A 25884-nucleotide genomic window follows, 5' to 3' on the forward strand; every position below is an offset into this window, starting at 1 on the left:
GTCCGGCACCGGCAACTTCGGCACCCGCCGCTCCCCCGCCCCTACCCGCTTTCGGTACCGTCAAACAGCCACGTACGTGGAGAGCACCTTTCCACGCCAAGGGACTAACAGCGGAAAAACGGCTTATTACACTGCGCCCGTCGCATCGGCCCGGACAAGCCCGACGTCGTGCACGAGATGCGACACGCATCCGACCGGCAAGCAAATGACCCTGGGGGTAAATCACGATGATCAAACATTGGGGAATCGTCATTCCCGTCGCCGTGCTGGCTGCGACCGCACACGCGCAGAGCAGCGTGACGCTGTATGGCAAGATCGAGGACGGTATCAACTACACCAGCAACGCGCGCGGACACGGCACCGTGCAACTGCAAAGCGGCTACGACTACGGCAGCCGCTGGGGCATCAAAGGCGTCGAAGATCTGGGCGGCGGCTATCAGGCGGTCTTTCAACTCGAAAGCGGCTTCGACGTGAACAACGGAAAAATGAACCAGGGCGGGCGGGCCTTCGGGCGGCAGGCGTTCGTCGGCATCGCGTCGAATCGCTACGGCACCATCACGCTCGGCCGGCAGTACGATCCAAGCGTCGATCTGTTCTCCCCGCTGACCGCAAACGGCAACTGGACCGGATACCTGTTCGCGCATCCGTACGACAACGACAATACCGACTACTCGTTTCGCGTCAACAACGCGGTCAAATATGTGTCGCCGGTCTGGCACGGTTTCACCGCCGAGGCCATGTATGGCTTCAGCAACCAGGCGGGCGGTTTTGCAAACAACCGTCTATACAGTGCGGCGCTTCAATTTCAGCAAGGCGGCCTGACGATTGGCGCGTCGTACCTCAAGATCGGCAACGCACGCAACGCCGATTCGAACGGGGCGATCACGGGTGACAATACGTTCGACGCGTCGTCGCAGCAAAATATCGGAATCGGCGTCAACTACGCGTTCTCAAACGCGCTGATCGGTTTCGCGTATTCGCATGTCGACGTCTACGATCCGACGTCAAACGCCTACTTCACCGGTACGACCCAACCGCCGGGCGGCACGTGGAAGTCGTGGAAGTTCGACAACTTCGAAGTCAACGGGCTCTATCACTTCACGTCCGCGTTCTACGTCGGCGCGGCATATACCTACACGCAGGCGCGGGTCGATTCGACAATCGGCGCATTCAACCCGAAGTGGCATCAATTGAGCACGAAGCTCAATTACGACCTGTCAAAGCGGACATCGGTCTTCGTCGAAGGTGTTTACCAACGCGCGGTGAACGCCCATACCGGTACCGACTTCGACTACGCATACGTGCCGGGCGCGGCGGACATCTCGTCCGGCCCTAACCAGTATGTCGCGCGTATCGCATTGCTGCATCACTTCTGAAGCCATGGAACGAGGCGCGCGCAACCGTTGCAGCGCGTCGGCAAATCGTGCCGGGGGAGGCGAAGATGGTAACGGGATGCAGCATCCATCCCGTTTTCAACGATTCTTACGGTCTACCAACTATATCGACACCTCGAAGTTGCCGAGTCCCCTGTCGCCGCCGCGACACAACTTCGTCCCGACACCGCTTTGCCCAAACACTCTCGCATCCCGAATCGGTCGGTCGAATCGCCAACGCTCGATAGATTCCGAGCCTGTGCGCCGCGATATGGGCGTACTCGCTGCGCCATCTCGATCTGGAGCTGCCCGACGGGTGAGTTCCCGGCTTTCCGCACCTGTCATCCGCTTGGATCGCATGTTCCAGAGCACGCATCGCACAAAGAACAGGGACGACGACGTCACTCCCCGCCAAGGCGTCGGTACGTACGGCCGTTATCGACTGGCGACGGCTTCGGAAGCCAACCCTTGCCATCCTCCGCCGAGCGCCTTGAACGCAGCCACCGACGCCCGAGCCGCTTCGGTTTGCGCCTGCACGCGTTCGTCCGATGCGCGCAGCAGGCTTTCGTCGGCCTGCAACACTTCGACCAGGCTGACGACGCCTTTCTGGTACGCCGCGAACGACGCGGCCCTCGCGCGGCCGAGCGAATCGACGCCGTCGGCGAGCACGGCCGCCTGTTCGTCGCGTTTGACGAGTGCCGAGAACGCGTTCTCGACGTCCTCGGTGGCGTGCAGCACCGCGAGCCGATACGCAGCCAACATTTCGGCATCCTGCCCTTTGGCTTGCGCGATCTGCGCATTGATGCGGCCGAAGTCGAACAAGCGCCAGCGCAGGCCGAGCACGCCGGCAGCCTGGTTCGCGCCGCCGGCAAACAGGTTGCCCGCGCCCATCGTCGTCGCGCTACCGATCAACCCGCTCAGCGAGAACTTCGGGTAATACTCGGCAATGGCCACGCCGATGCGCGCGTTCGACGCCGCAAGGCGCCGCTCGGCGACGATCAGGTCGGGCCGCCGCCTGAGGAGTTCGCCAGGCGTTCCCGTCGCCGCGATCCGAGGAGCAACCGGCACGTCGCCGCCGTCGAGCAATTCCGCGCGATACGTACCGGGTTGCGAGCCGAGCATCACGTCGAGCGCATTCATCGCCGCATCCAGCGCCGCTTCGAACACCGGCACCGTTGCGCGAACCCGAGCGAGCGCACCTTCGGCCTGCCTGACCTGAAGCTCCGCCGCGAGCCCTTTTCCAACCAGCAGATTGATGGTCGACAGCAGATCCTGTTCGGTCTGCACCTGATGCCGCGCGACCGTCAGCCGGCCCTGCAACCCGCGAATCGTGATGGTGATGTCCGCCGTCTGCGCGGCCACGGCAAGGCGCGTGGCGACCGCCGCCGCTTCGGAGGCCTGATAGTCGGCGAGCGCGGCTTCCCGCCCGCGGCGCAACCCGCCGAACACGTCCAGTTCCCAGCTTGCGTTGAAATCGGCCTCGTAATCGTTGCCGTGACGGTCGAAACCGGGCGTCGAATTCAGCACGCGCCCCAACGGCGTTTCGACCGACTGGTAGACGCGCGCGGCTTGACCGGTCACATTGCCCGAAGGCAACAGCGCTGCATTGGCCGCACCGAGCCCGGCACGCGCTTGCGTGACGCGTGCCGCGGCCTGCGCGAGATCGAGGTTCTGCGCGAGCGCGAGCGTGACGAACCGGGTCAACTGCGGATCGCCGAAGCCCGCCCACCACGTCGCGAGCTCCGCTTCGGCCGCCGCGTGCCGCTGCTCCACGGCGCTCTGCCCCTGGAAGCGTTGCGGCATGGCCATGTCCGGCCGCACGTAGTCGGGACCGACGGCACATCCCGCCGACAGGAGCGCGGCCAGCACCGCGGCAACGATGGGTTTCGGTAGCATGACGGTTTTAGCAAAGACCAGGTTGTGACTATAATACCAAATAGTCACTCGTTGTCCATCCCTGCCAGCCGCAACCCATGAAAGAAAACACCGCTTCCCCCGCTCCCGCGCGCGGCCCGGCCGATCACGACGTGCGGGATCAGATCGTGGCCGCCGCAACCGAGCACTTCAGCCGGTACGGCTATGAAAAGACGACCGTGTCCGACCTCGCGAAGGCCATCGGTTTCTCGAAGGCCTATATCTACAAGTTCTTCGAATCGAAACAGGCGATCGGCGAGATGATCTGCGCGAACTGCCTGCACGAAATCGAATCCGACGTGCGCGCCGCCGTCGCCGAAGCGGCACTGCCCACCGAAAAGCTGCGGCGCATGTTCAAGGTCTTTACCGAAGCGAGCCTGCGGCTGTTCTTCCGCGACCGCAAGCTGTACGACATCGCCGCGTCGGCCGCCACCGGCAACTGGCAATCGGTGCAGGCCTATGAGGCGCGCGTGCAAAAGCTGCTGCAGGAGGTGCTGCAGGCGGGCCGGCAAAGCGGCGAGTTCGAGCGCAAGACGCCGCTGGACGAAACCGCGACGGCGATCTACCTCGTCATGCGGCCGTACCTGAACCCGCTGCTGCTGCAGTACAACCTCGACACGACCGATGCCGCGCCCGCGCAGTTGTCGAGTCTGGTGCTCCGCAGCCTCGCCCCTTGAACCGACACCATTTGTGACCATTGACTATAATGGTCACTAGATACACAATGAAAGCCCCGATCACTTCGTCAGTGGGTCTTTCATGGTCCGGCGTCGCCTCGCTCTCCTCGCAGTCGCTTCGGCGCTGCCCTTCGCGCTAGCCGCCTGCAGCGGAAAAGCGCCTTCCGATCCGCGCACGGAGGCGCCGCTCGTGCGTACCGCCATCGTGCAGGCAGCCGTGCCAGCGTCCCGCTCGTTTACCGGAATCGTCGCTGCACGCGTGCAAAGCGACCTCGGGTTCCGGGTGTCCGGCAAGGTGCTGGAGCGGCTCGTCGATACCGGACAAACCGTCCGGCGCGGCCAGCCGCTGATGCGGATCGATCCCGTCGACCTGAAGCTCGCGGCGCGCGCACGCGACGAAGCCGTGGCCGCAGCACGGGCACGCGCGCGGCAGACCGCCGAGGACGAAGCGCGCTACCGCGACCTGCGCGGCACCGGCGCGATATCGGCATCGGCCTATGACCAGGTCAAGGCCGCGGCCGATGCCGCGAAAGCCCAGCTGAGCGCCGCCGAAGCCGACGCCGACGTCGCGCGCAATGCGACCGGCTATGCGGAACTCGTTGCGGACGGCGACGGCGTCGTAATGGAAACGCTCGCGGAACCCGGCCAGGTCGTCAGCGCCGGCCAGCCCGTCGTGCGGCTCGCGCACGCCGGCAGCCGGGAAGCCGTGATCCAGTTGCCGGAAACGCTGCGCCCCGCGGTCGGCTCCATGGCGCAGGCCGAGCTGTTCGGCAAGCCGGGCTCGAGTGTCCCCGCGACGCTGCGCCAGCTCTCCGATTCCGCGGATGCGCGAACGCGCACGTTCGAAGCACGCTACGTGCTGCAGGGCGCGCTGGTCGCCGCACCGCTGGGTGCGACCGTCACGATCCGCATGCCGGACGACGCACGCGCGACGCCGCAAGCCGGCCTGCAGGTGCCGATCGGCGCGCTGCTGGACGGGGGCAAAGGGCCCGGTGTGTGGGTCGTCGCAGGCGATCCGGCCAAGGTGGGATGGCGGCCGGTCACGGTCGAACATCTGGACGACGACAGCGCGCGCGTGTCCGGCGCACTCAAGCAAGGCGACCGGGTCGTCGCGCTCGGCGCGCAGTTGCTGCATGACGGCGAAGCGGTTCGCGTGGCCACGCAGCGCGAAGGAGGCCGGCCGTGAGCGAGCGCCGCTTCAACCTGTCGGCGCTCGCGGTCCGCGAGCGCGCGATCACGCTGTTCCTGATCTGCCTGATTTCGCTCGCGGGGCTCGTGTCGTTCTTCAAGCTGGGCCGCGCGGAAGACCCTGCATTCACGGTCAAGGTGATGACCATCGTCACCGCGTGGCCGGGCGCCACCGCGCAGGAAATGCACGACCAGGTTGCCGAAAAGATCGAAAAGCGCATGCAGGAGCTGCGCTGGTACGACCGCAGCGAAACCTACACGCGCCCCGGCCTCGCGTTCACGACGCTGACGTTGCTCGACAGCACGCCGCCGTCCGAGGTGCAGGAGCAGTTCTATCAGGCGCGCAAGAAGATCGGCGACGTCGCGAACGATCTGCCGGCCGGCGTGATCGGCCCGATGGTCAACGACGAATACGCAGACGTCACGTTTGCGCTGTTCGCGCTGAAGGCCAAGGGCGAACCGCAGCGCCTGCTGGTGCGCGATGCGGAGATGCAGCGTCAGCGCCTGCTGCATGTGCCGGGCGTGAAGAAGGTCGACATCATCGGCGAACAGGCGGAGCGCATCTACGTGCAGCTGTCGCACGACCGGCTCGCGACGCTCGGCGTGAGCCCGCAGGACGTGTTCGCCGCGCTCAACGGCCAGAACGCGCTGACGCCGGCCGGCTCCGTCGAGACGCGAGGGCCGGAGATCTTCATTCGCGTGGAAGGCGCATTCGACAAGCTGCAGAAGATTCGCGACACGCCGATCGTCGCGCAGGGCCGCACGCTGAAACTGTCGGACATCGCCACCGTCGAGCGCGGCTACGAAGACCCGTCGACGTTCTTGATCCGCAACAACGGCGAGCCCGCGCTGCTGCTGGGCATCGTGATGCGCGACGGCTGGAACGGGCTCGACCTCGGCCGCGCGCTGGACCGGGAAGTCGGCGCGATCAACGCGGAGATGCCGCTCGGCATGAGCCTGACCAAGGTCACCGACCAGTCCGTGAACATCAGCTCCGCCGTCGACGAGTTCATGGTCAAGTTCTTCGCCGCGCTGCTCGTCGTGATGCTGGTGAGCTTCGTCAGCATGGGCTGGCGCGTGGGCCTCGTCGTCGCCGCGGCCGTGCCGCTGACGCTGGCCGTGGTGTTCGTCGTGATGGCCGCCACCGGCAAGAACTTCGACCGCATCACGCTCGGCTCGCTGATCCTCGCGCTCGGGCTGCTGGTCGACGACGCGATCATCGCGATCGAAATGATGGTCGTGAAGATGGAGGAAGGCTACGACCGCGTGGCCGCATCGGCGTACGCGTGGAGCCATACGGCCGCGCCGATGCTGGCCGGCACGCTGGTGACCGCGGTCGGTTTCATGCCGAACGGCTTCGCGCGCTCCACCGCGGGCGAATACACCAGCAACATGTTCTGGATCGTCGGGATCGCGCTGATCGCATCGTGGGTCATTGCCGTGGCCTTCACGCCGTACCTCGGCGTGAAGATGCTGCCGAACCTCGAGAAGTTCGAAGGCGGTCACGATGCGATCTACGACACGCCCCGCTACAACCGCTTCCGCCAACTGCTGACGCGCGTGATCGCCCGCAAATGGCTCGTCGCCGGTTCGGTCGTCGGCCTGTTCGTGCTCGCGATTCTCGGCATGGCCGTCGTCAAGAAGCAGTTTTTCCCGATCTCCGATCGCCCCGAAGTGCTGATCGAGGTGCAGATGCCGTACGGCACGTCGATTTCGCAAACGAGCGCCGCCACGTCGAAGGTCGAAGCGTGGCTCGCGAAGCAGCAGGAAGCGAGGATCGTCACCGCGTACGTCGGCCAGGGCGCGCCGCGCTTTTATCTGGCGATGGGACCGGAGCTGCCCGATCCGTCGTTCGCGAAGATCGTGGTGCGCACCGACAGCCAGGACGAGCGCGACGCGTTGAAGGCGCGCCTGCGGAGGGCCATCGCCGACGGCCTCGCGCCCGAAGCGCGCGTGCGCGTCACGCAGCTCGTGTTCGGGCCGTATTCACCGTTCCCGGTGGCTTACCGGGTCACGGGCCCCGATCCGGACAAGCTGCGCGGCATCGCGGCCGACGTCGAGCGCACGATGACCGGCAGCCCGATGATGCGCACGGTCAATGCCGACTGGGGCACCCGCGCGCCGACGCTGCATTTCACGTTGCAGCAGGATCGCCTGCAGGCAGTCGGGTTGACGTCCAGCGCGGTCGCGCAGCAGTTGCAGTTCCTGCTGACCGGGGTGCCCGTCACCGCGGTGCGCGAGGATATCCGGACCGTGCAGGTGATCGCGCGTTCGGGCGGCGATGCGCGGCTCGACCCGGCGCGGCTCGACGACTTCACGCTCGCCGGCGCGAACGGGCAGCGCATCCCGCTGTCGCAGGTCGGCAAGGTCGACGTGCGGATGGAGGAGCCGGTCATGCGCTGGCGCGATCGCGTGCCGACGCTCACGGTGCGTGGCGACATCGCCGACGGCTTGCAGCCGCCGGACGTGTCGGCTGCGATCACGAAGCAGCTTCAGCCGATCGTCGCCGCGCTGCCGAGCGGCTATCGAATCGAGGAAGCCGGCTCCATCGAGGAATCCGGCAAGGCCACGAAGGCGATGCTGCCGCTGTTCCCGATCATGCTTGCAGTCACGCTCGTCATCATCATCTTCCAGGTGCGCTCGATCTCCGCGATGGTGATGGTGTTCATGACGAGCCCGCTCGGCTTGATCGGCGTGGTGCCCACGCTGATCCTGTTCCGGCAGCCGTTCGGCATCAATGCGCTGGTCGGCCTCATCGCGCTGTCGGGGATCCTGATGCGCAACACGCTGATCCTGATCGGCCAGATTCACCAGAACGAACAGGCGGGACTGGATCCGTTCCACGCGGTCGTCGAAGCGACCGTGCAGCGGGCGCGCCCGGTGATCCTGACCGCCATGGCGGCCGTGCTCGCGTTCATTCCGCTCACGCATTCGGTGTTTTGGGGGACGCTCGCGTACACGCTGATCGGCGGCACGTTCGCCGGGACGATCCTCACGCTGATATTCCTGCCGGCGATGTATGCGATCTGGTTCAGGATCCGGCCCGGCCATTCCGCCGCCGCCCGCCACGACCATGAACCGGCAACACCAGGCGAGCCCGCACTTCAGCCCGCGCTGGACGCGCGCGATTGATACCGCTACTCATCCTAACGAAGGAGCAGTCATGTCGAAGTCCACAGTTGTCGTCGTGACCGGCGTGTCGTCGGGCATCGGGCGCGTCGCCGCAGAACGATTCGCCAAACGCGGGTGCCGCGTGTTCGGCACCGTGCGCAGCATCGCGCGAACGGCGCCGGTTGCCGGCGTCGAGCTGATCGAGATGGACGTGCGTGACGACACGTCCGTTCGATCCGGAATCCAGACGATCATCGACCGCGCCGCGCGTATCGACGTGCTCGTGAACAATGCGGGCATGAGCCTGATCGGCGCGGTGGAGGAAACGTCGGTGGACGAGGCAGCGGCCCTGTTCGACACCAACGTATTCGGCATCCTGCGTACGACCCATGCGGTGCTTCCGCACATGCGGGCACAGCGGCGCGGCCGGATCGTCAATGTCAGCTCGGTGCTCGGCTTCCTGCCGGCGCCGTACATGGGACTCTATTCGGCATCCAAACATGCGGTGGAAGGTCTGACCGAATCGCTCGATCACGAGCTGCGCCAGTTCGGCATTCGCGCGACGCTGGTCGAGCCGTCGTTTACGCGGACCAACCTGGACGTCAACGCGCCGCAAGCAAGCGTGCCGATTGCCGATTACGACCGAGAGCGCACGCTTGCGTCACGCGCCGTCGGCGACGGCGTGAAAACCGCGCCGCACCCCGAGGGCGTGGCCGCCACCATCGTCGACGCAGCGCTCGGCGCATGGCGTATGCGACGCACGCCGACCGGTGAGGCGTCGCTGTTACGCAAGTTGCGACGGTTCATGCCAGCCGGCCCGGTCGATTCGAGCCTGCGGAAAAAATTCCGGATCGCGTGACGCAGTCGGCGACGAAATGGCTTGAACAGCCCCGCATCGACATACTCGCCAGCCAAACGGCCGTTCAGCGACGCGTCGATGGTGGCCGCTCGGAATTCGTTAAACAGCCACCACATTTCGGCCTAAGCTGCCGTGTTGACATCCACCCGGAATTGACCCATTCGGCCTGAACGTTTCATTTTTTTCCTGCATGATTGAATACCCTGCTCGACTTTTGAGCAGGGTGTTCAGACGTGGTCACAGCGGGCACGCTGGCCAGGATCAGGCGGATGTATCTTGGCGAGAAGGTCCCGCTGCGCGAGATTGCCTGGCGCGCTGACCTGTCCCGAAACACAGTGCGCGCGTGGCTGCATCCGAAGCTCACCAGCCCGTGTGTCCTCGACGACTGGGGCAGCGAGCGGTAGAGCTGGCTCGATGCTGACAGTCAAACAACGCTCGTGTCCCAGTCCGATTCGATCGGCGAGCCAAAGCCCGGGATTCGCCACGCCACTCGGCGAACACTAAAAAACACTAAAAATCGCGGCGCGAACCGGTGCTCGGTAAATATCGGCGGCTCCCCAGTTCGAAGGCCCTTGCCAGTTGGCGCTTCGACGAATTCCACCGCCCCCCGCGGAACGCCCCAGACTTCACGAATCATTTAACTTTGAATCGTTGCCGTGTCCCGAGGCAATGCCAGCAAGGCTTTGCGCTCCAGCCCCTAAAACCAAATTTCCCTTACCCCAGTCCGAACACTAAAAAAACACTAAAAAGCGGACGCGACGAAGCCTCATATCCGGCGATCGCTGGAAGTCGGCAGCATCCGAACTACTCGTCGCTTCGATGCCATCAGTTGCCGCAACGCGTGACCGACCCGACTATCCGAGAACGGCGCGCGACAGTCTGGCGAACAGTGACGCGAGGTGGCATCGGTGAACAACGGCCGACGTTGGATCAGCCGATTTTGACAATCTGCTCGTCTCCGTTGAGCCCACCTTCGGAATTCGACGTTTCACGCAACTTGTCCAGCACTTCCTGATAACTCTCATGTAGTGCCGGCCAGTCCACGCCAGGCTCAAGTGCCGCTGGATCAAGCCGACCAGAAGTCACCGCAAGGCGCACTGCGGGATGGCAGTGTCCGACTTTAGCCAACCAGCCAGCACATGCGAACTCCTCCCCTTGCCGTGATTGATGACACGCAAACATACTGGCGCCAAAATCCGGTCCCATGCCCCGGTGATCAGGGCGTGTATCAACCAGCTTTTCGGCTAGGTCGAGATCGAAGTTTGGAATATCTGCCGCACCCGCGACTCGACGCCAGGGGCACGATGCACATGGTTTGCCAGGCGTTTTCATAATCCGGTGGCTTCGTCATAAACAATCGCAACGTCGACGACATACGCCAACGCCACGCGTGGGCACCTCACCAGAACCAATTCCCGAGCCTGTGCGTCTGCCTCGCGCCTCGGACGGCAACAGTCATTCCACATGTCACGAACTAGTTTCGCGCACACGGAAGTCATCGCTCGCCCTCCTATCGCACTGTGCCGTTCTTGCAGTACCCACACCACATGCCTTTGCTCGCATTGCACAATGCAGGGCGGCCACAATATAGGCAACGGATCGAGATTGCTCCGAGATACATAGCATTTCCTCGCTCAAAACCGGATCGTGTCAACCGGTACGTCAATCCCATGATGCAGGCAGCCGCGTACAGTCTTCCGCGGCGAGATCGACCTCGCGGCAACGGCTGCAAGGCGCTGGCCACTGGATTCGCAAGGAAGCGCCGTCGTAACCGCTATACGGTTGCCCAATGAACACCGAGTAGTTGCGCAGCGCGCTCTGCCTGCTTTCGCGAAGGGGTGCCTCTCCCGAGCGGCCTGAGCACCGATGCGACCTTCGCTGCTCGAGTTTCGATCTCTTCGAGGGAAGCCATGTTAGCTCCAGCAAAGGTACGGGACACGCTGGCGGAATTAAAGGACACGAAAGCCGCGCCAGCAAAGTTAGTGAGCAGAGCAAGCGTCAGCTGTTGCGCAATAGCAACGCCCTGAGAAATGCGGATTTTCCCCCAAACTCCTTTAAACTAGGTGGTTTCCGTTTGATTGCCGTTAGCATGGTTACTGAGCACCGCTAGCATCAATAAAGAGCGCCAACACAACGCCTCGAAAAGTATTCAAAACCGCTTCCGTGCCTTATTGGGTGAGGTCGATGGTTGATATTACATTAGCGCAATATATGAACATTATTAGCGATATTGAAGGAATGCAACACCATGCGCAACACGCGTGGTCGAAATGAAGTTAGCCAAGCGCCGAGGCAGCCGAGGCGACGGGGATATCAAGACTAATCCACGGGCGCTCCCGCATGAAATCCTCGAAATCGAGGGTTTTGATTCGGTGGGGCTTCAGTGCGGTTCTCAGCTCATCAACGGATAAACGCACTCCACCAGGTTCAGCCCCCAATAGAGCGGAAAATAGTGCAAGTGTCCGCCTTCCGAACCATAGGCTCTTCAACTGCGAGCAGACTGAGTTAGCGGCCGCGGTAGTTATGCGTCCCGTATCCGCCATATCCGATAGAAACGTGCGAAGGTGGATCAACGGTTCGGTAAGCGCGAAATACGGTGGCTCATCACCATGAAGAAGTGCGACTTCGTCATCCTGCAGATCGTCTTCTTGAAAGAACGCGTTGTACACCCGACCAAACCCTTTCATGCCGTGTTCGCGCATTTCGAAAGCACGGATCGCACCCATCGACGATATTCCCCATACCGTCCACCCGCGCTCCAAGGCGTCCCGTATCTCGATGTGTCCAACTGCGGGGTACGTGAAATAGGTTCCATCGACTATCGCGATATTAGCCGGTTCTGGATTCGACGCGATTAGCTTTTCGATGTCGCCACGGCGCACCGGTGGTCTGAATTGAACCGACTCCGTCGAGGTCATGTCAACACCGCTTCCCGACGCTGTCGGACCAGCAAATATGTACAGGCGGTTATAACGAGAGGATGTAATCATGAAAACGCGTTCCTATGCGCATGTGTTCCGGTGCAAAAGCCTCTAGCCCAGGCACAATCATCTTAACCACCTGAAAATTGTCCGACGCTTCGGTAAACCCAACCCTCAGAACTGTCGTTAGGCGCAGACTCCGTAACGCGCCAATCATGAAGTCCCACGCTGCTTCGAGTGAGGTGATGTGCTCTTCATTATCTTCAATTTGCGCGAAGCTTATACAATCCGACGCGTCGGACTCTTTCGCTCGCAGCGCCGCAACAGCTGACACTTCTTCGTGCCGCATGTCCGTGGTCCAGTGGTCGAGCCGTTTGGTCAGGTCGTCGCGTCCCCCATGTATGGCGGTGAGACGTGACTGCGCGGCCTCGGTGATCGCACGCACTGCTGCGATCGACCGTACCGGATGAAGTCCGTAGCCGGCACATACCGCGAGCGGTGCTTCGTCAGTGTTGTCGAACAACGTTGCGCGAAAGTACGGCATGCCAAATACATTTGGTGTGTAGCGCAGGTAGAGTGAAAACCCTGCGTCATTGCAACGACGAACCAGAGCGGCAATCGACTCGGGAGCCGAGTCGAGTATGACAAGCCGTGACTCATCATTGACAAAGCTGAATGACGCAATGTCGTGTTCGATCAACTCTGCCAGCCCGTGAACCGATGCTTCCAGGAGGCTGTTGCCTGAGGCTAGTCCAACCGAGCTGCTGCCGAACTTCGTTGCAAACGGATTTTCATCGAACGGCGAGAAAACTAGCTCAGAGGGCACCAAAACGCTGCTTCCTGTCCCGGTGTCCTCGCAGATCGTACAGGCAAGTGTTTCACCCTCATCGAAATGCTGTCCGATCAGCGGTGCAAAATCCGCCATCGTCAACGGTGCATTAAATGTTTTCAGCATCTGGTTGACTGTCACCGCTTGGTAACGAAGCGAAGACCGCCCGAACTCGCAAAGTGCAAGCTCCATCGCTTCCATATAGGCCCCCATTTCGGCTTCTTCAGGAACGAGGCCCTTGCCGGCACTAACGCACAGCGAGCCGCGCGCCGCACCGGGCCGAATACTCGCGAATACAGGGATTCCTATTCGATCCAATGCTGTCGTGCCGGTTACTCGAGTGATGCCGTAGTCTTTCGCGACTGATCGCACAAGTGCCAACGATTGGTCGAGCGCCCGCACCCGCAGACTGGAGTTCAATCGAATCACTTTGTCCCCCCAGTCGGATCGGGGAGCATTTCTTTTCTATACCCTGCACCGAGAAAGCTACTCACTCCGCCGTCTAAACTCAGCACCCGCTCCACTGCATATCCCTTTCGGATCAACTTAGCAGCCGCGTGCCTGCTCCTTATACCCGACTGACAATAGGTCACAATCAGTTCGGCGTCCCCGATATCTGGTAACTCGCTGTCAGTGGCACTCAATGGCCAATGTACCCCTCCGAGCGAGAAGACTGCCCGTTCATCAGCGTTCCGAACATCAACGAGCACCATTGACCGACTTTGCGCCTGCCACTCGATCAACTCATTTGCAGAGATCGAGCGAACTGGGCCGTCCAGCGAGACTTCCTCCGTGATCGACTTCACCTGATGAATCTGGCGGTTCACCCCGCTTAGTGGATTGCCCGGCTGGTGCCGCAACCTCATGAGTCTCGTTGACCCACTCAGTGCATCGACGATCAATAGGCGCCCAGCAAGTACCTCTCCGACGCCGGTGACAATCTTGATTACCTCATTGGCCTGGAGGCAGCCAACTAGACCAGGCAATACGCCCAGGACGCCTGCGGTCGAGCAGTCCGGCGCAAGAGCCGCGGGAGGCGGAGCCGGATACAGATCTCGATAATTTGGACTGCAGCCATCGCCGTGTACGCTTTTCAAGTTGAAGACGGCGAGCTGCCCTTCAAAACGATGGATGGAGCCATAGACCATTGGCTTTCCCGCGAACCAGCACGCGTCGTTAAGCAGGAACTTCGTTGAGAAGTTGTCGGTGGCGTCGACAACAACGTCATAGGTCGACACAAGCTGTGTTACTTCTTCGCTATTGACCGCGGCGTCGTGCTCGATCACCTCAACAAGCGGATTGCGTAGGCGTAACGCTGCCGCCGCCGTGGCGACTTTCGACTGCCCGCAATCCCCGATGCCGTAGATGATCTGCCGGTGCAGGTTCGATAGCGATACTCGGTCATAGTCTGCGATGCCGATGCGGCCGACGCCAGCGGCGGCTAGATAAAGCAGGATCGGGCAACCTAACCCACCCGCGCCCACCACCAGTACACTGGCACTCTTCAATGCCAATTGTCCCGCCATGCCAAATTGCGGAATCGCAATCTGTCTAGCATAGTAGCCTTGCTCCTCAGGAGTCAGCACGAGATCCATATCACCCTCCCGCAACGGCGGAAATCATCGTGACGACTGCATTGGCTGGCAAGAACACCTGACCGTCCGAGACGGGATCGATTTGCACATCATCGACGAAAACGCCGACAAACGGGGATACTTTTCCGTGAACATCAAGAATCTGTGCCGCTAGAGTGGGATACTCAATCACCAGTGCGCGGCAAATCTCGTCGAGACTGTGTTCTGCCCGGTTGAGCATGGGACGATCGTTTGCGAGTATGGCAAGTTGTGACGAAAGTAGCAGTGTTGGCATATCGGCCTCATTTGAGAATCAAAGACCTGCAATTTATAAACGAGAGACTCCCGCCCGAGCTTCGACATTTCCAATTCCGAGCGCGCCGCGCATCTTCCACGCGATGACCGACAATGCGACCGCGACAGCTGGCGCAATGCCTGCAAGCAGGAACGGCAACGGGTTTGTAAGGCGGGTGACAATCCAAAAGCAGATAGGCAACGCAATAACGATGAAACAAGCCGCCTTGATCGCTGGCAATTTCACTGTAATTCCATGCGCTCGCCCGACTCCGATCAACAGAACAAGGGGGCATTCGATCACGAAAATCAACGTCGCCCACGCTTGATTCCAGATTGCGTAACGTGCGGCATGCTGGGAGACCCCGTACATCTGGGACCACAATCCCGGGGCGGTCAGGTACGCGATCGCGACGATCACGTCCAGTGCGATAAGCACGACGATTCCTGCAATTGTCGCGCTAACGGCGCGGATGTGATCCTGGTTTCCCACTGCTTGAGTGGCGCGGATGGTTGCGGCGGTCGCACAACCCGCACCAATCAGCATCAACAGTCCCAGCCACTGGGAAGCGATCTGATATGCGTTTAGAGCCACCACACCGAGCCGTCCGACCAGCAACGTCATGGACGATACAGCGATCGTCGTTAGTGCGTCCGCCGTTCCCGCTGGCACACCAATTTTGACCAGAGCTGCAAAGTCTTTGAGGAAGCGATCGCGGCTACGCAAGACCGCACTCCGCACCTCAGTTCGGTTTAACCAAATCACAAGTGCTAACGCGACCGACGCCTGAAGAAAGCGGGAAAGCGTTAGTGCTAGTGCCGCTGAAAATTCAGGGGACACGCTGATCGACGTAGCGATGCGAACCAACCCGTACGTCGCTATAGCATTGACGAAAGTGCCAAGAGCGGCGAGAAATAGCACGATTCGTGGTCGCTGGATTGCCTCGAAATAGAACGAAATCGATAGATATACACAAAGCGCGGGAATCCCGCATCCGATCGTCAGCAATGGTGAAGAGGCATCAATACCGCTTCCGGACGGGTGCGATGCAAGCATTGAATAAAAGCCTAGCGACATGCCTGCCATTAGGATACCGAGTGAAAGTCCAACCAGGATCGATGAAACCGCAAAGGCGGTGGCCTCGCGATGTTCCCCCGCTCCGTAGCGCTTTGCCACTTCAGTCTCGGTCCCTACGAGGCCGCTGAAACAGGCAACGATCATCACTTGCTGTACGGCTATCGCCAGGGTAAGACTTGCCATCGCGACCGTCGAGAAATGCCCGACTATCGCCATCGAAATCACACCGGAGAGATATGTGAGCAGTCGAGTCGCTGCCATTGTCGCCGCTAGCCGTACAACAACTTGCAATTCCGATCGAAGTGTCTCCAGGTTCATTGGGATCCGAATCATTGAAATTCCTTTTCGACATCGTGGAGCGGAAGGTCCGACGCGATCGTAGAGAGTTCGGCGAGGCATGAATTGAGCCAGACGAAAAAGGCCGAGCCCTCCTCGCTTAGGTATGCTGGCGCAAGTGGGGTGAGTTGCGACTCGAGGGTTTTGGCGCGTGACATCGCGTGCCGCAACTTCTTCATTACATGACACTGGATTCTGCTGTCTTCGTCCTGTGGGCTTCGCACTGCAGCCAGAAAGAGGCCGAACAAATAAATGTAGACATGGTAGGCACCCAATGCCTGATCGAATGGCCATTTATTTCTACGCCATTCAAGATCCTTGTTCCACGGGCTCAGCACCATCGCTGACTCACGCGCATCGTATTCGGGCGAAAGCAACCCCGGGCTCATGTAGAGATCGAACAGCTTTGTATGGACGGCCTCATGCAACAGTGATTCCGCGGCAAGCCATGGCTCCTCAAGCCCACCCGCGAAAAGAAAGATCGCGCCAGGGATCGTAGGCGTGGACACACTGTCGAAATACGCCAACGACTGTGCGTCGGATGCCGTAAATTTTCCATCGACGGCATAGGTGCAAATCAGTTTGACGTGCTGTAGACACGACATTGCCGTTCGAGGCAATAGATTCAGCAAGATCTTATGTCCTTCTTCGGCTCCCGCTCGCGCCGAAGCAGTAGCGGCCACTAGCTCAACGTCAGCCGGCGAGCTTCGAGGGGCAATTTCGGACTCGTAGAGCGCTGTCATCAACGTGGCGCATTCTGGTGCCACCCTCGGGTTCAACCACATTTGGTTGGACCCGAGGGTGGCACCATTTTGACCTGTCCGAACGATCGCACTTGACCACGTTTGAATCGTCGCTTGAATTGGAGCAGCAAGGTCCTCATTGCCGCCATGCATAAGCCGCCACATCGCGCGTCTTGCGACATATCGCGTGATCGGATGCAGGGCGAGCTCCGACAGTGCCTCGGGCCCAGAGCTCTCGATCAACTCGTGAATACTGCTCACAAGACTGTCGTCAGATGCAAATTCCAAATAGGCCCGGACCCGTTCCACACAAGAAGCGAACACATGTTGCGTGTTGCCGAATGGGCCGCTGAACAGCAGCTGATCGATTTCTGCCGCATTCAAAGTATTCACGTTCATATCCTTTCATACGACGCGGTCGCCCGTTGCTTCAAAGGCGCACAATGTCTGCTCATCCGTTGCAGTCTCTGCCGTTTTCCTGTCGATCGCGTAGGCAAAGCCGAATTCGATCAATGCCCGAATGTCGTCGAACAACCGAGACAGATTTGGGGCAATGACGGCAAGATCGGCGATGTCAGATGCCGTGAGCCCCAACGGACGAGAAATAGCAGTCCATAGCAACGATCCGATCTCATCGAGTTCGGAGGCAACGCCGGTGATGCTGCTTACCAGCAGCGTTGTTCCTGCGTGGAAAGATTGGCTGTGCACACTCGTTTCGGCTACGATCGCGTCAAAATTGGGTGGGTCGAAGCTTACTGCGACATATTCTTCCCCTGTGTCACACATGCCGAAACGGCAAAGCGTTGCCACGATTTCTTCGGTGCGCTCGCCTGTGTATGGAGTCAGAAAGGCGACGGCGGTGCAGTAGTCCTGCGGGGACTTCAACGCACCCAGAGGAGGGCTGATGGACAAGGGTAGTTCGATGAGGTAGCCGGTCCGCGGGTCGTAAATGACTGAATGAAGATGCGTCGACGGATTCAGTACGGACATCCGAGTTTGGAGAAAGGTAACTGCTGAACTGAAAGCGAACTGCCCGCAGTTATCATGATTCCAGACCCGGAGGCTCCGGCGAGAGTCTTCGGGCAACCCTGTATTGAGGCTGGTTCGCAGGAATGCTTCCTCCTCGCTCGCGACCGTTGACGACTGATGAAATCTCGAAACGGTCGATATAAAGTCCGCGTTTCGCGCACGGGGATTCATATCGCTGCCGATGCGCTCAAACAGGTTGCCGCCAGAATGGGCATAGTCGATATCGCGACTCAGTGCAAGATCGTGGTCTTCCGGAGGTTCGAGCAGTTTGATCGCGAAACGCTCAGGGTCCTTCCCGACTGGGGAATGGACGTCGACAGTGAACTGACTGGCACCCCACGAAGAATAGGGATTGTTGTAAACCATCCGTGATCGGTCGACCATGCGCTCGCAAAACTCGACGGTCCGTGCGGCCTCTTCGAACGTCTCGCCCGGAAATCCAAGAATTGTGAACAGATGTACCGCAATCCCCGCCTGCAGGCAGTTTTCGATGTTTTCCTCGATATAGTCGACTTTCGTCTCTTTCTCCATTAGATCCAGAATACGTTGATTGTAAGACTCCAGCCCGAAGTTAAGTCGACGGCAACCGCTAAGATACAATTCATCGGCAATTTCCCTGGTCCACTGATTGCTGAAACGTGTTTCTGCATACCAGTTGACGGGGCTACCCAGTAAAATGAGTTCACGGCTGACTTCGACCAGCGAACGGATCGTCATGATCTCGTCTACGAACATAAAATGACGAGTACCATGCAACCGACTCAGTTCGACTATTTCTGTTGCGACCTCCGCGGCAGTCCGTCGACGAAAACTACCACTCGCGTAGGGAATCGAGCAAAACGCGCATTTCCATGCACAACCACGCGATGAAAATACCGGAAGAACCGGACCAGGAGAAAAATACTTTTCTAGCGGAATAAGGTCATAGGCGGGTTTTGCGGTGTGTTTCAACGAGACTTTAACTGCCTCTGTGTGGATTGCCCCCCCTCCAACGATCTCGGACAAGCCGGGTATTGGTCCGATTCGGCCCTCGAAAAGACGTTCATAAAGCGCAGGCAGCGCTTCCTCACCCTCGTATAGAATGCAGTAGTCAAAGATGTCATGAAATGGATGGAGGTTGCCCGACCAGGCGCTAACCATCCTGGTCGTGTAATTCCCTCCAACCACAATTTTTATGTCCGGCCTGAGCGTCTTGATTAATTTGGCGGCTGTCACTGCTGGCGTGAGCTGCGTTTCGGCCGTGATCGAGATCCCGACCAAACCAATCTCGGTGCCTTCGATCGCCGCGGGAATGATTTTTTCAAATGCCCAGCGGTACAACGAGTTGGGATTGCTTGCCGCCTCGTGGATGGCGCTCGACGACGGTGCCAGATACTTGAAGTCCTCCGTGGTCAAGTCGAAGCGGAGGCCGTTGAACGCTGCGGAAATGACCCGAAGCACGTCCCTCATCGTAATCCTGGCGCTGTTGAACTCGTTATGGTTATTGAGCGAATCGAAGCTGCGCAAAATGCGACGAGCGGAATCGATCCTCGCGACAGCGGACTCGCGGACAACCTTTGCCTGTTCGATAGCTTGGCGTTCTGCCTCAGTTTGCCCGACTCTGACATCCAGAAACTCACCTATTTCCGCAAGCCCTCGAGAGGAAACGACAAGATCAAAAAACTCGATATTCAAATCGAGGCACGAAACCGGCTTTCCTTTCTCTCTCATGACGCCGGCAAGCAATGGAATGGCTAGGTATGGGGCGTGTGCACTCCATAGAGGCGGATTAATCAGCAATGTTGCCGGAAGCTGACCAAGTGGGCGCCGGGGCGTGAATGTAATCGAGTGAGTCGAGCTGGGTTGCATAGGCGATTTTCCCTTTGCTGACACTGGGGGGGCAGGGCCCCCCTTTCTGCTTACCGCTTAGCTCGAGGATTTACCCGACAGGCTGGGTCGCTCGACGTTTACGTTTGCATATTGCGTTTGCAGGATGATTTCCGGTCCTATCAGCGTAATAGACGGCGTAACACCTGCGTCAGCCTGTTGCAGTGCTTCTTTGAGTTTTGCCAACACGTCTTGGTTTTGCATAGAACTCTCCGTTGAAGGTTATGGTGCGACGACTATCGCGCCAATTTTCTCCAGTGCGCTTAAGCACTCGCGCACTTGATGCGCCTGAAGCCTTATATTCGAATCAGCCAGATTTTGTTCGATTTCGTCCTGCGAAGCGAAATGACACATCTCTAGAATAAACCAGGCGGACGTTGTCAATTTATGCATCGTTCGCGATTCTGGATTAAAGACGATGCAGCTCATCCCCTCGTCAATGGGCTTGATCTTGATTTTGTGATTCACTTGGTATCGCATATGACTAACATGCTTCCGTTGTTAACCGCGCGAACAGGACCATCCCCGGCGGGCTCGAGAAAGCACGCCGACCTTTAAATTATTTTGAAAGAAAACTTGCAACCATTTGTCAGATAATTGCGATATACGATGCCACTTTGTTCGGTAAACAAAGTTAAGTCAAGAGAGAAAAAATTAGATTCTTTGCGCCGCTATGACGGCAGGGCGACCAATGCTGGCTCAATGGTCGCGACCGCGATGCGCCGTTGGCAAACCAACAGTTTCCACGCATAGACCATTCCCGAACTTGTTCACGATGTACCCGGCCTATTCGTTGTCGTCTATCCACCCGCGCAGCCAGTCGGTCGCCCACTTCACGGCCCCGTCCGGTGTGTCGGACACGCCAAGATTCTTGAACACGTAGCTGAAGTACCCGTCGCCCGAGTCACCGCTTTGCCGCGAGATTGTGGCCTTCGCCGTGTACATCCCTGCAGCGGGAACTGGCTCGATGTCCAGCTGTTGAAGTTTGAGCTAATGGCGTCCGCTGCAACGCTAATCATGGAAGCCGTTAAAAACCCCGGGATGTTTGCTCCCAGGGCCACGTAATGCGTCGCTGCCCAATCCATGGAAATAGTCGCTGTGCGAGTTCGTGAAATTCTCGGTTCAACAACGCGACGCGCAATTGCACAACACTGTGTGCTCCCGGGCGACTCCAGCACATATGCTGGCTCTTGCCCATTCGACGGCCAACGATTCGATTAATCGAAGACTCGACGAAACCTGTGGAGATTCGGCATCCCGCACGTTGCCATGTGCGATAGTCAATCAGCGAGTCAACGTTGTTTTGCAGATAGGTGACTACATTCGAGAGTCCGCCGCAATCAGCACAGGATCTACGCGACGCGCAATACCGTTCGATCTGCTCGACAACGAACTGTTGCTGCACACAATTGAGCAATGACTTGCCTTCGGCAAGTGTTAGTCCCACGTCCCCGGGCGCCTGCTCCCCGGCAGCCCTGTGAAATCGCATGACCTCCGCCCGCTTTACCACACTCCCATCGCCGTTATCGAACTCAAGAACGATCGTGCATCGCATGGCAGCTCCTCGTCTCGAAATTAGGGAGACGATAAGCTTTCACGCGGCTGCTTCCCAGCCTTTTTAACGGCTTCCGGCAACACCGGCCGCCTGCGGGTGTTCAATGAACGGACGCTCGACCGCTGGCGTGGAGAATGCCACGTCGATCAGCCCGCCGCCCGCCGCCCGCCGTGCGGACGAGCGAGTGAGCGGCGAAGCGCACCTTGTGACTTCGTTGGCATTCCAGCATCCACCCTCGCACCGCCCGATCGGCTGGATGGAGCAGCAGCCAAAGCATCACCTGCTCGTGGCAGTGATTCCGGCGCGGCGACCAGCCGGGCAGACGATCGGCATACCCGTCGATGGGAAGCGCGTCCGCGAATGCTAGCGTGATCGCGTCAGACAGCGCCGCGACGACAACGTCACACGCAGCGCGCCGATCCATCACTGAGTTCATGCGACAACTTCGCCCGCCGGCGCCTGACCGCCATGTTTGTGCCGATCAATCAGGAAAATCGCGACCGTGGCGCACGCGTTCTTCGCCAGGATTGCGAAGGCGGGATCCAGCGGTGGAAGATGACTCGATGAACCGTGTGCTGTGCCGAAGTGCGTGCGCAACGTACCGACCGCATTTGCGATCGACTGGACGCCGCCGGTCAACTGCCGGACATCCAATGCTGCTTCTCCCGGCTCGGGCCAAGCCAGCGCGTCGAGGCAAGCCTTGATCAGCGTCGGCATCGTCTTTTTGTCAGGGAGCTCGATACCGCGTTGGCTCAAGATCCACGCACATACGGATTCGAGCATGCGACTGCTGCGCGTCAGCCCGTCAGCGGTTTCAAGGTGCGTCCCGTCGACTACGTCGCCCCAGTTCTTGGTCAAAACCTCGTTGCCAATGCTGGCGAGGGTCGCGGACATCTGTGCAGCGAGCTCCGCCGACTCGGTGGTCAGAATGGAGTCGGCCACTGCAAGCGAGCGGTCGACCTGCCCCTCGCGCCTATTCAGTTCCGCGCCGAGGTTGGCAAACAGCGATTCCAGCTGCTCGGGGGCGAACAGTCGATCCAGCCACTTGGGATCAATATCTGAGAGCGCTCGCGAACGATAGCCGTGCTCGTCTTCGGTGATTCCGAGCGAATCGTCATGCAGATCCTCATCGGTATGCCGAAAGTGCACCCGGAGTTCTTCGCCGTCGTAGTAGAGGTGACCATAGGTTCCCTCACCCGGTGCCTCGAGCTCGAGCGGCGTGTTTTCGCCGATCGCATATATCTGCCCGTGCCCAAACGCGGCATTCAGATCAGCCTCCAGCTTCACCGCCTTCTCATAAAGCGCGGCCTTCTTCGCTTGAATCTGCTTGTGTTGCGCGGCCAGCGCCTTGATCGAATTCTTCATCGTCATCGAGCGCTCGCCGAAGGCTTCGCATACGCGAGCGCTTCGAAGCGCGCCCGGTCCGCCCGTGCTTCGAACGTCATGCCGGCATCCAGGCTGTTGACGAGCGCGTCCCACAGCGCCAGTGCGCCACCGGCCTCGCCTACTGCGAGCCCGAGGCTGTAGGTACCGATCTCGCACGCAGTGGCACGTTGCATCGCGTCGCGGATCTCGTGCTCAGCGCGCTTCGTCAGTTGTTCGTAGGTCAATCCCGACATTCCGATTCCTTCGTTGTAGGCCCGCCCCGGTCGGGGCGGGCAGGTCTGATTACAGCAGGTGGTCCTTGCACCAGCGTGCCACCACCCAGGCGAGTCGGACGCCGCTCGCAATTCTCAGCGTCCAGATCACCCACCACCACCGCGGATCGTGCGGGTCGAACATGAGAGCTTCTCCTATGAACATCTTTCCCGCTAGGGGCGAGAAAGTGCTCACGGAAGGTGTTCAACCAACGCACGAGTTTTTCCTGGAGCTCAAGGGGCGACCGCCGGCGCCGCGTTCGTTTGCGGACCCGGCGCGGGCAGCGTGCCGCTTGCCAGTAGCGCGGCCGAGCGACGATCGAGCTCGTTCGGCCGAAGCGCCATCCGGACCCGGTGACACCAGCGCGGCCAGCGCGAAAACACGAAGCGATCGAGGAAGTAGTTCGCCAGCGTCGCGTGCTCGACGCACCGCTGCCAATCCGCGTAACGTTGCGTGTCGGATGTCGGGATGGAAACGAACCGTGCCCGGCCCTCGAACCCTGCTGGCGGGGCCGCCTCGTACGCGGCGCGACGGGCTTCCATGCTTTCCTCGAAGGCGCGGTGCACCATCTGGCACTGGAACAGGTGGCTGTACAAGCGGGCGTCAATGTCCGACAGCTGCCCGATCGCCGGCGTGTGGAGCGCAAACAGGCTCGGCCACCGCTCGGCGAGCTTCCTGATCACAAACATGACTCGGCCATTGGTGCGCAGCGGCGGGTCGACATTCGCCACGTTCGGCGACGCTTCAGCGGCTTGCGCCAGGCTCATGCCAGCCGCTGCAGGTCGGGCAACACCATGCCGGCCGCAACGCGGCGCTCGCGCCTGCGGGCCGAGCCGGCCACGATCCATGCGCCGGCCACCCCGAGCAGACCGCCGGCGGTCGCGCCGATCAGGGTCTGCCAGTGGTCCAGTAGATCCAGCCAGCCGTCCGGCGCCGCAGCGGCCGTGGGCACCGGCAGGCACATCTGCGCGGCCGTCGCGGTCAGTTGATAGAGCATAGCGGTCATCTCAGGCGCTGTCCTCGGAGTGTTGTCTCGATTTGTTGATGCAGCATCAGTAGGCGATGCCATGGTCGGTCAGGAAGTGTTCGAGCCGCTGCAGGACGCGATTTCCGAAGCTCAACATTTCGAGGCGGGTACCGTCCGGCCAATTGACCCACCGGTCGCCGCTAGCGTTGAGCGCCACGGTGTTCAATGCGGCGCTGCCCAACGCGCCGCTCACACGATGCGTGGTCGGGTCCGGCCGCCCGCGATCGAGCGTCATGTGCTTGGCCTTGTTGGACACGTCCCGGCACAGCTGAATATCCCGCTCCGCCAGCAACGCGGATCGGTCGGGTTCCGCGACGCCCCCTTTCAGGTAGTCGGTCACGGAATGCGCGGTGACGAAGAAGTTGAACACGTGGTCGATCGACGGTTCGCGGGCCAGGCGGTCGAGCTCGCGCCGCGCCTTGCGGAGCATCGCCGCGGCATCCGTTAACTCGAAAAAGCCCATACGCGGCCTCTCAGGGATGACCGCCCCTCGCGGGGCGGTCCAAAGTTGAACAACCTGCGGCCTAACCGTAACTGAGCCCGGCACGATGCACCACAGGGACGCTGGTCGCGGCCGCTACGCCGCGGCGCTCACAGGGCGCTGCAGCCGCGCAGTTGCGCGAACAGCAGCAGGAGTAGCAGTACGGACACCGCCCATCCGTCTATCAATGCGCATCAGACGTTCGGTGTGATTCGCGACCGCAGTCAAACAACGCTCGTGTCCCAGTCCGATTCGATCGGCGAGCCAAAGTCCGGATTCGCCACGCCACTCGGCGAACACTAAAAAACACTAAAAATCGCGGCGCGAACCGGTGCTCGGTAAATATCGGCGGCTCCCCCGTTCGAAGGCCCTTGCCAGTTGGCGCTTCGACGAATTCCACCGCCCCCCGCGGCCCCCCCAGACTTCACGAATCATTTAACTTTCCGTGAGGACTTCGACACCGGCCGCTGACTACGATGGGCGCATGTTTTCAGGACCTGCCGCCAGGAGCCCATCATGCCCACCCGCAGACATCTGCTGTTCGCCGGCGCCACCGGCCTCGCCGTGCTCGCGACCCTGTCGTCCATCGGCCGCCGCGCGCTGGTCGGCCGCGCGTTCGCCGCGCCGCCGGCCACTCCGCAGGCGGCCGCCCCACAGATGGCCGCCCCTTTTGAAATCACCCTCAGCGACGCCGAATGGCATCGCCGGCTCACCCCCGCCCAGTACACGATCCTGCGCGAAGCCGGCACCGAGCGGCCGTACACGAGCCCGCTGAACGACGAGCACCGGCACGGCACGTTCGCGTGCGCCGGCTGCGACCTCGCGCTGTTCTCGTCGGCCACCAAGTTCGACAGCCATACCGGCTGGCCGAGCTTCTGGAAGCCGCTCGACCACGCGGTCGGCACCCATACCGACACGTCGTTCGGGATGATCCGCACCGAAGTGCACTGCCGCCGCTGCGGCGGCCATCTCGGCCACGTGTTCGACGACGGCCCGCCGCCGACCGGCCTGCGCTACTGCATGAACGGCCTCGCGCTCGCCTTCCACCCTGCCGCCGCCTGATCCGGCCCCACTCCCGACCGACTGGAGAACGCACCATGCTGCTCATCGTCCTTGCCTACCTCGGCGGCGTGCTCACGATCCTGAGCCCGTGCATCCTGCCCGTGCTGCCGTTCGTGTTCGCGCGCGCCGACCAGCCGTTCGTGCGCACCGGCCTGCCGCTGCTCGCCGGCATGGCGCTCACGTTCGCCGTCGTCGCGACGCTCGCCGCCGTCGGCGGCGGCTGGGTCGCGCAGGCCAACCAGGCCGGCCGCTGGGTCGCGATCGTGCTGCTCGCCGTATTCGGCCTGACGCTGCTGATGCCGCGCCTCGCGGAGCACCTGACGCGCCCG

Annotated in this window: 24 protein-coding genes and 1 pseudogene; 7 read left to right on the forward strand and 18 right to left on the reverse strand. The window is 60.7% G+C overall.

Annotation, left to right across the window (positions count from 1 at the left end; translation table 11 throughout):
* Positions 1-227: 227 nt before the first annotated feature.
* Positions 228-1376: a porin gene (locus G3N64_RS08600; RefSeq protein ID WP_205783442.1), complete on the forward strand. Its 1149-nt coding sequence runs from the start codon at positions 228-230 to the stop codon at positions 1374-1376.
* A 432-nt stretch (positions 1377-1808) separates the two neighbouring features.
* On the opposite strand, the gene G3N64_RS08605 is transcribed toward G3N64_RS08600, so the two are convergent.
* A complete protein-coding gene (locus tag G3N64_RS08605) occupies positions 1809-3269 on the reverse strand; it encodes a TolC family protein (protein WP_205783443.1) in 1461 nt (486 codons plus the stop codon).
* Positions 3270-3346: 77 nt separating this feature from the next.
* On the opposite strand from G3N64_RS08605, the gene G3N64_RS08610 reads away from it, so the two are divergent.
* From G3N64_RS08610 to G3N64_RS08625, 4 genes are all read left to right on the forward strand, one after another.
* Positions 3347-3964 carry a TetR/AcrR family transcriptional regulator gene (locus G3N64_RS08610; protein ID WP_205783444.1) on the forward strand — a complete coding sequence of 206 codons (618 nt, stop codon included), beginning with the start codon at positions 3347-3349 and terminating at the stop codon, positions 3962-3964.
* A gap of 82 nt (positions 3965-4046) precedes the next feature.
* Complete coding sequence (locus tag G3N64_RS08615) at positions 4047-5150, forward strand: efflux RND transporter periplasmic adaptor subunit (RefSeq protein WP_205783445.1); 1104 nt, start codon at positions 4047-4049, stop codon at positions 5148-5150.
* Complete coding sequence (locus G3N64_RS08620) at positions 5147-8284, forward strand: efflux RND transporter permease subunit (RefSeq protein WP_205783446.1); 3138 nt, start codon at positions 5147-5149, stop codon at positions 8282-8284. The genes G3N64_RS08615 and G3N64_RS08620 overlap by 4 nt, the downstream gene beginning before the upstream one ends.
* Before the next feature lie 31 nt (positions 8285-8315).
* On the forward strand, positions 8316-9122 hold the full coding sequence (locus G3N64_RS08625) for an oxidoreductase (protein WP_205783447.1): 807 nt from the start codon (positions 8316-8318) through the stop codon (positions 9120-9122).
* Positions 9123-10052: 930 nt separating this feature from the next.
* Here the strand turns inward: G3N64_RS08625 and G3N64_RS08630 are convergent.
* The 17 genes from G3N64_RS08630 to G3N64_RS08710 form a co-directional block, all read right to left on the reverse strand.
* Positions 10053-10454, reverse strand: coding sequence for a DUF6283 family protein (locus G3N64_RS08630; RefSeq protein WP_205783448.1), 402 nt, complete (start codon positions 10452-10454; stop codon positions 10053-10055).
* Positions 10455-11398: 944 nt separating this feature from the next.
* Positions 11399-12112: a TfuA-like protein gene (locus G3N64_RS08635; protein ID WP_205783449.1), complete on the reverse strand. Its 714-nt coding sequence runs from the start codon at positions 12110-12112 to the stop codon at positions 11399-11401.
* Positions 12090-13292 (reverse strand): YcaO-like family protein, encoded by a 1203-nt coding sequence (locus G3N64_RS08640; protein WP_205783450.1) that lies wholly within the window; start codon positions 13290-13292, stop codon positions 12090-12092. The genes G3N64_RS08635 and G3N64_RS08640 overlap by 23 nt, the downstream gene beginning before the upstream one ends.
* A gap of 5 nt (positions 13293-13297) precedes the next feature.
* Positions 13298-14467, reverse strand: a complete 1170-nt coding sequence (gene moeB, locus G3N64_RS08645) for a molybdopterin-synthase adenylyltransferase MoeB (RefSeq protein WP_205783451.1) — start codon at positions 14465-14467, stop codon at positions 13298-13300.
* A gap of 1 nt (position 14468) precedes the next feature.
* Complete coding sequence (locus G3N64_RS08650; RefSeq protein ID WP_205783452.1) at positions 14469-14687, reverse strand: MoaD/ThiS family protein; 219 nt, start codon at positions 14685-14687, stop codon at positions 14469-14471.
* Positions 14688-14774: 87 nt separating this feature from the next.
* A complete protein-coding gene (locus G3N64_RS08655; RefSeq protein WP_205783453.1) occupies positions 14775-16136 on the reverse strand; it encodes an MATE family efflux transporter in 1362 nt (453 codons plus the stop codon).
* 11 nt (positions 16137-16147) lie between these two features.
* On the reverse strand, positions 16148-17290 hold the full coding sequence (locus G3N64_RS08660) for an HEXXH motif-containing putative peptide modification protein (protein ID WP_205783454.1): 1143 nt from the start codon (positions 17288-17290) through the stop codon (positions 16148-16150).
* 12 nt (positions 17291-17302) lie between these two features.
* A complete protein-coding gene (locus G3N64_RS08665) occupies positions 17303-19774 on the reverse strand; it encodes a radical SAM protein (RefSeq protein WP_205783455.1) in 2472 nt (823 codons plus the stop codon).
* Positions 19775-19831: 57 nt separating this feature from the next.
* Entirely contained in the window at positions 19832-19996 is a 165-nt protein-coding gene (locus G3N64_RS08670) for a hypothetical protein (protein WP_205783456.1), read from the reverse strand.
* An 18-nt stretch (positions 19997-20014) separates the two neighbouring features.
* Positions 20015-20260 carry a hypothetical protein gene (locus tag G3N64_RS08675; RefSeq protein ID WP_205783457.1) on the reverse strand — a complete coding sequence of 82 codons (246 nt, stop codon included), beginning with the start codon at positions 20258-20260 and terminating at the stop codon, positions 20015-20017.
* A gap of 559 nt (positions 20261-20819) precedes the next feature.
* Positions 20820-21347: a hypothetical protein gene (locus G3N64_RS08680; protein ID WP_205783458.1), complete on the reverse strand. Its 528-nt coding sequence runs from the start codon at positions 21345-21347 to the stop codon at positions 20820-20822.
* 100 nt (positions 21348-21447) lie between these two features.
* Positions 21448-21783: a hypothetical protein gene (locus G3N64_RS08685; protein WP_205783459.1), complete on the reverse strand. Its 336-nt coding sequence runs from the start codon at positions 21781-21783 to the stop codon at positions 21448-21450.
* A complete protein-coding gene (locus tag G3N64_RS08690) occupies positions 21780-22718 on the reverse strand; it encodes an abortive infection family protein (protein ID WP_205783460.1) in 939 nt (312 codons plus the stop codon). Before G3N64_RS08690 ends, G3N64_RS08685 begins: the two co-directional genes overlap by 4 nt.
* Positions 22715-22966, reverse strand: coding sequence for a hypothetical protein (locus tag G3N64_RS08695; RefSeq protein ID WP_205783461.1), 252 nt, complete (start codon positions 22964-22966; stop codon positions 22715-22717). The genes G3N64_RS08690 and G3N64_RS08695 overlap by 4 nt, the downstream gene beginning before the upstream one ends.
* Positions 22967-23218: 252 nt before the next feature.
* Positions 23219-23752 carry a hypothetical protein gene (locus G3N64_RS08700; RefSeq protein ID WP_205783462.1) on the reverse strand — a complete coding sequence of 178 codons (534 nt, stop codon included), beginning with the start codon at positions 23750-23752 and terminating at the stop codon, positions 23219-23221.
* On the reverse strand, positions 23749-23982 hold the full coding sequence (locus G3N64_RS08705; RefSeq protein WP_205783463.1) for a hypothetical protein: 234 nt from the start codon (positions 23980-23982) through the stop codon (positions 23749-23751). The genes G3N64_RS08700 and G3N64_RS08705 overlap by 4 nt, the downstream gene beginning before the upstream one ends.
* A gap of 55 nt (positions 23983-24037) precedes the next feature.
* A complete protein-coding gene (locus tag G3N64_RS08710) occupies positions 24038-24475 on the reverse strand; it encodes a hypothetical protein (RefSeq protein WP_205783464.1) in 438 nt (145 codons plus the stop codon).
* Between the two features lie 534 nt (positions 24476-25009).
* On the opposite strand from G3N64_RS08710, the gene msrB reads away from it, so the two are divergent.
* Positions 25010-25555: a peptide-methionine (R)-S-oxide reductase MsrB gene (gene msrB / locus G3N64_RS08715; RefSeq protein WP_205783465.1), complete on the forward strand. Its 546-nt coding sequence runs from the start codon at positions 25010-25012 to the stop codon at positions 25553-25555.
* A gap of 35 nt (positions 25556-25590) precedes the next feature.
* A pseudogene (locus G3N64_RS08720) lies at positions 25591-25884 on the forward strand (cytochrome c biogenesis protein DipZ); the annotation flags it as partial.

Origin of the sequence: Burkholderia sp. Ac-20344, assembly GCF_017104975.1 — a bacterium.
Classification (GTDB): domain Bacteria; phylum Pseudomonadota; class Gammaproteobacteria; order Burkholderiales; family Burkholderiaceae; genus Burkholderia.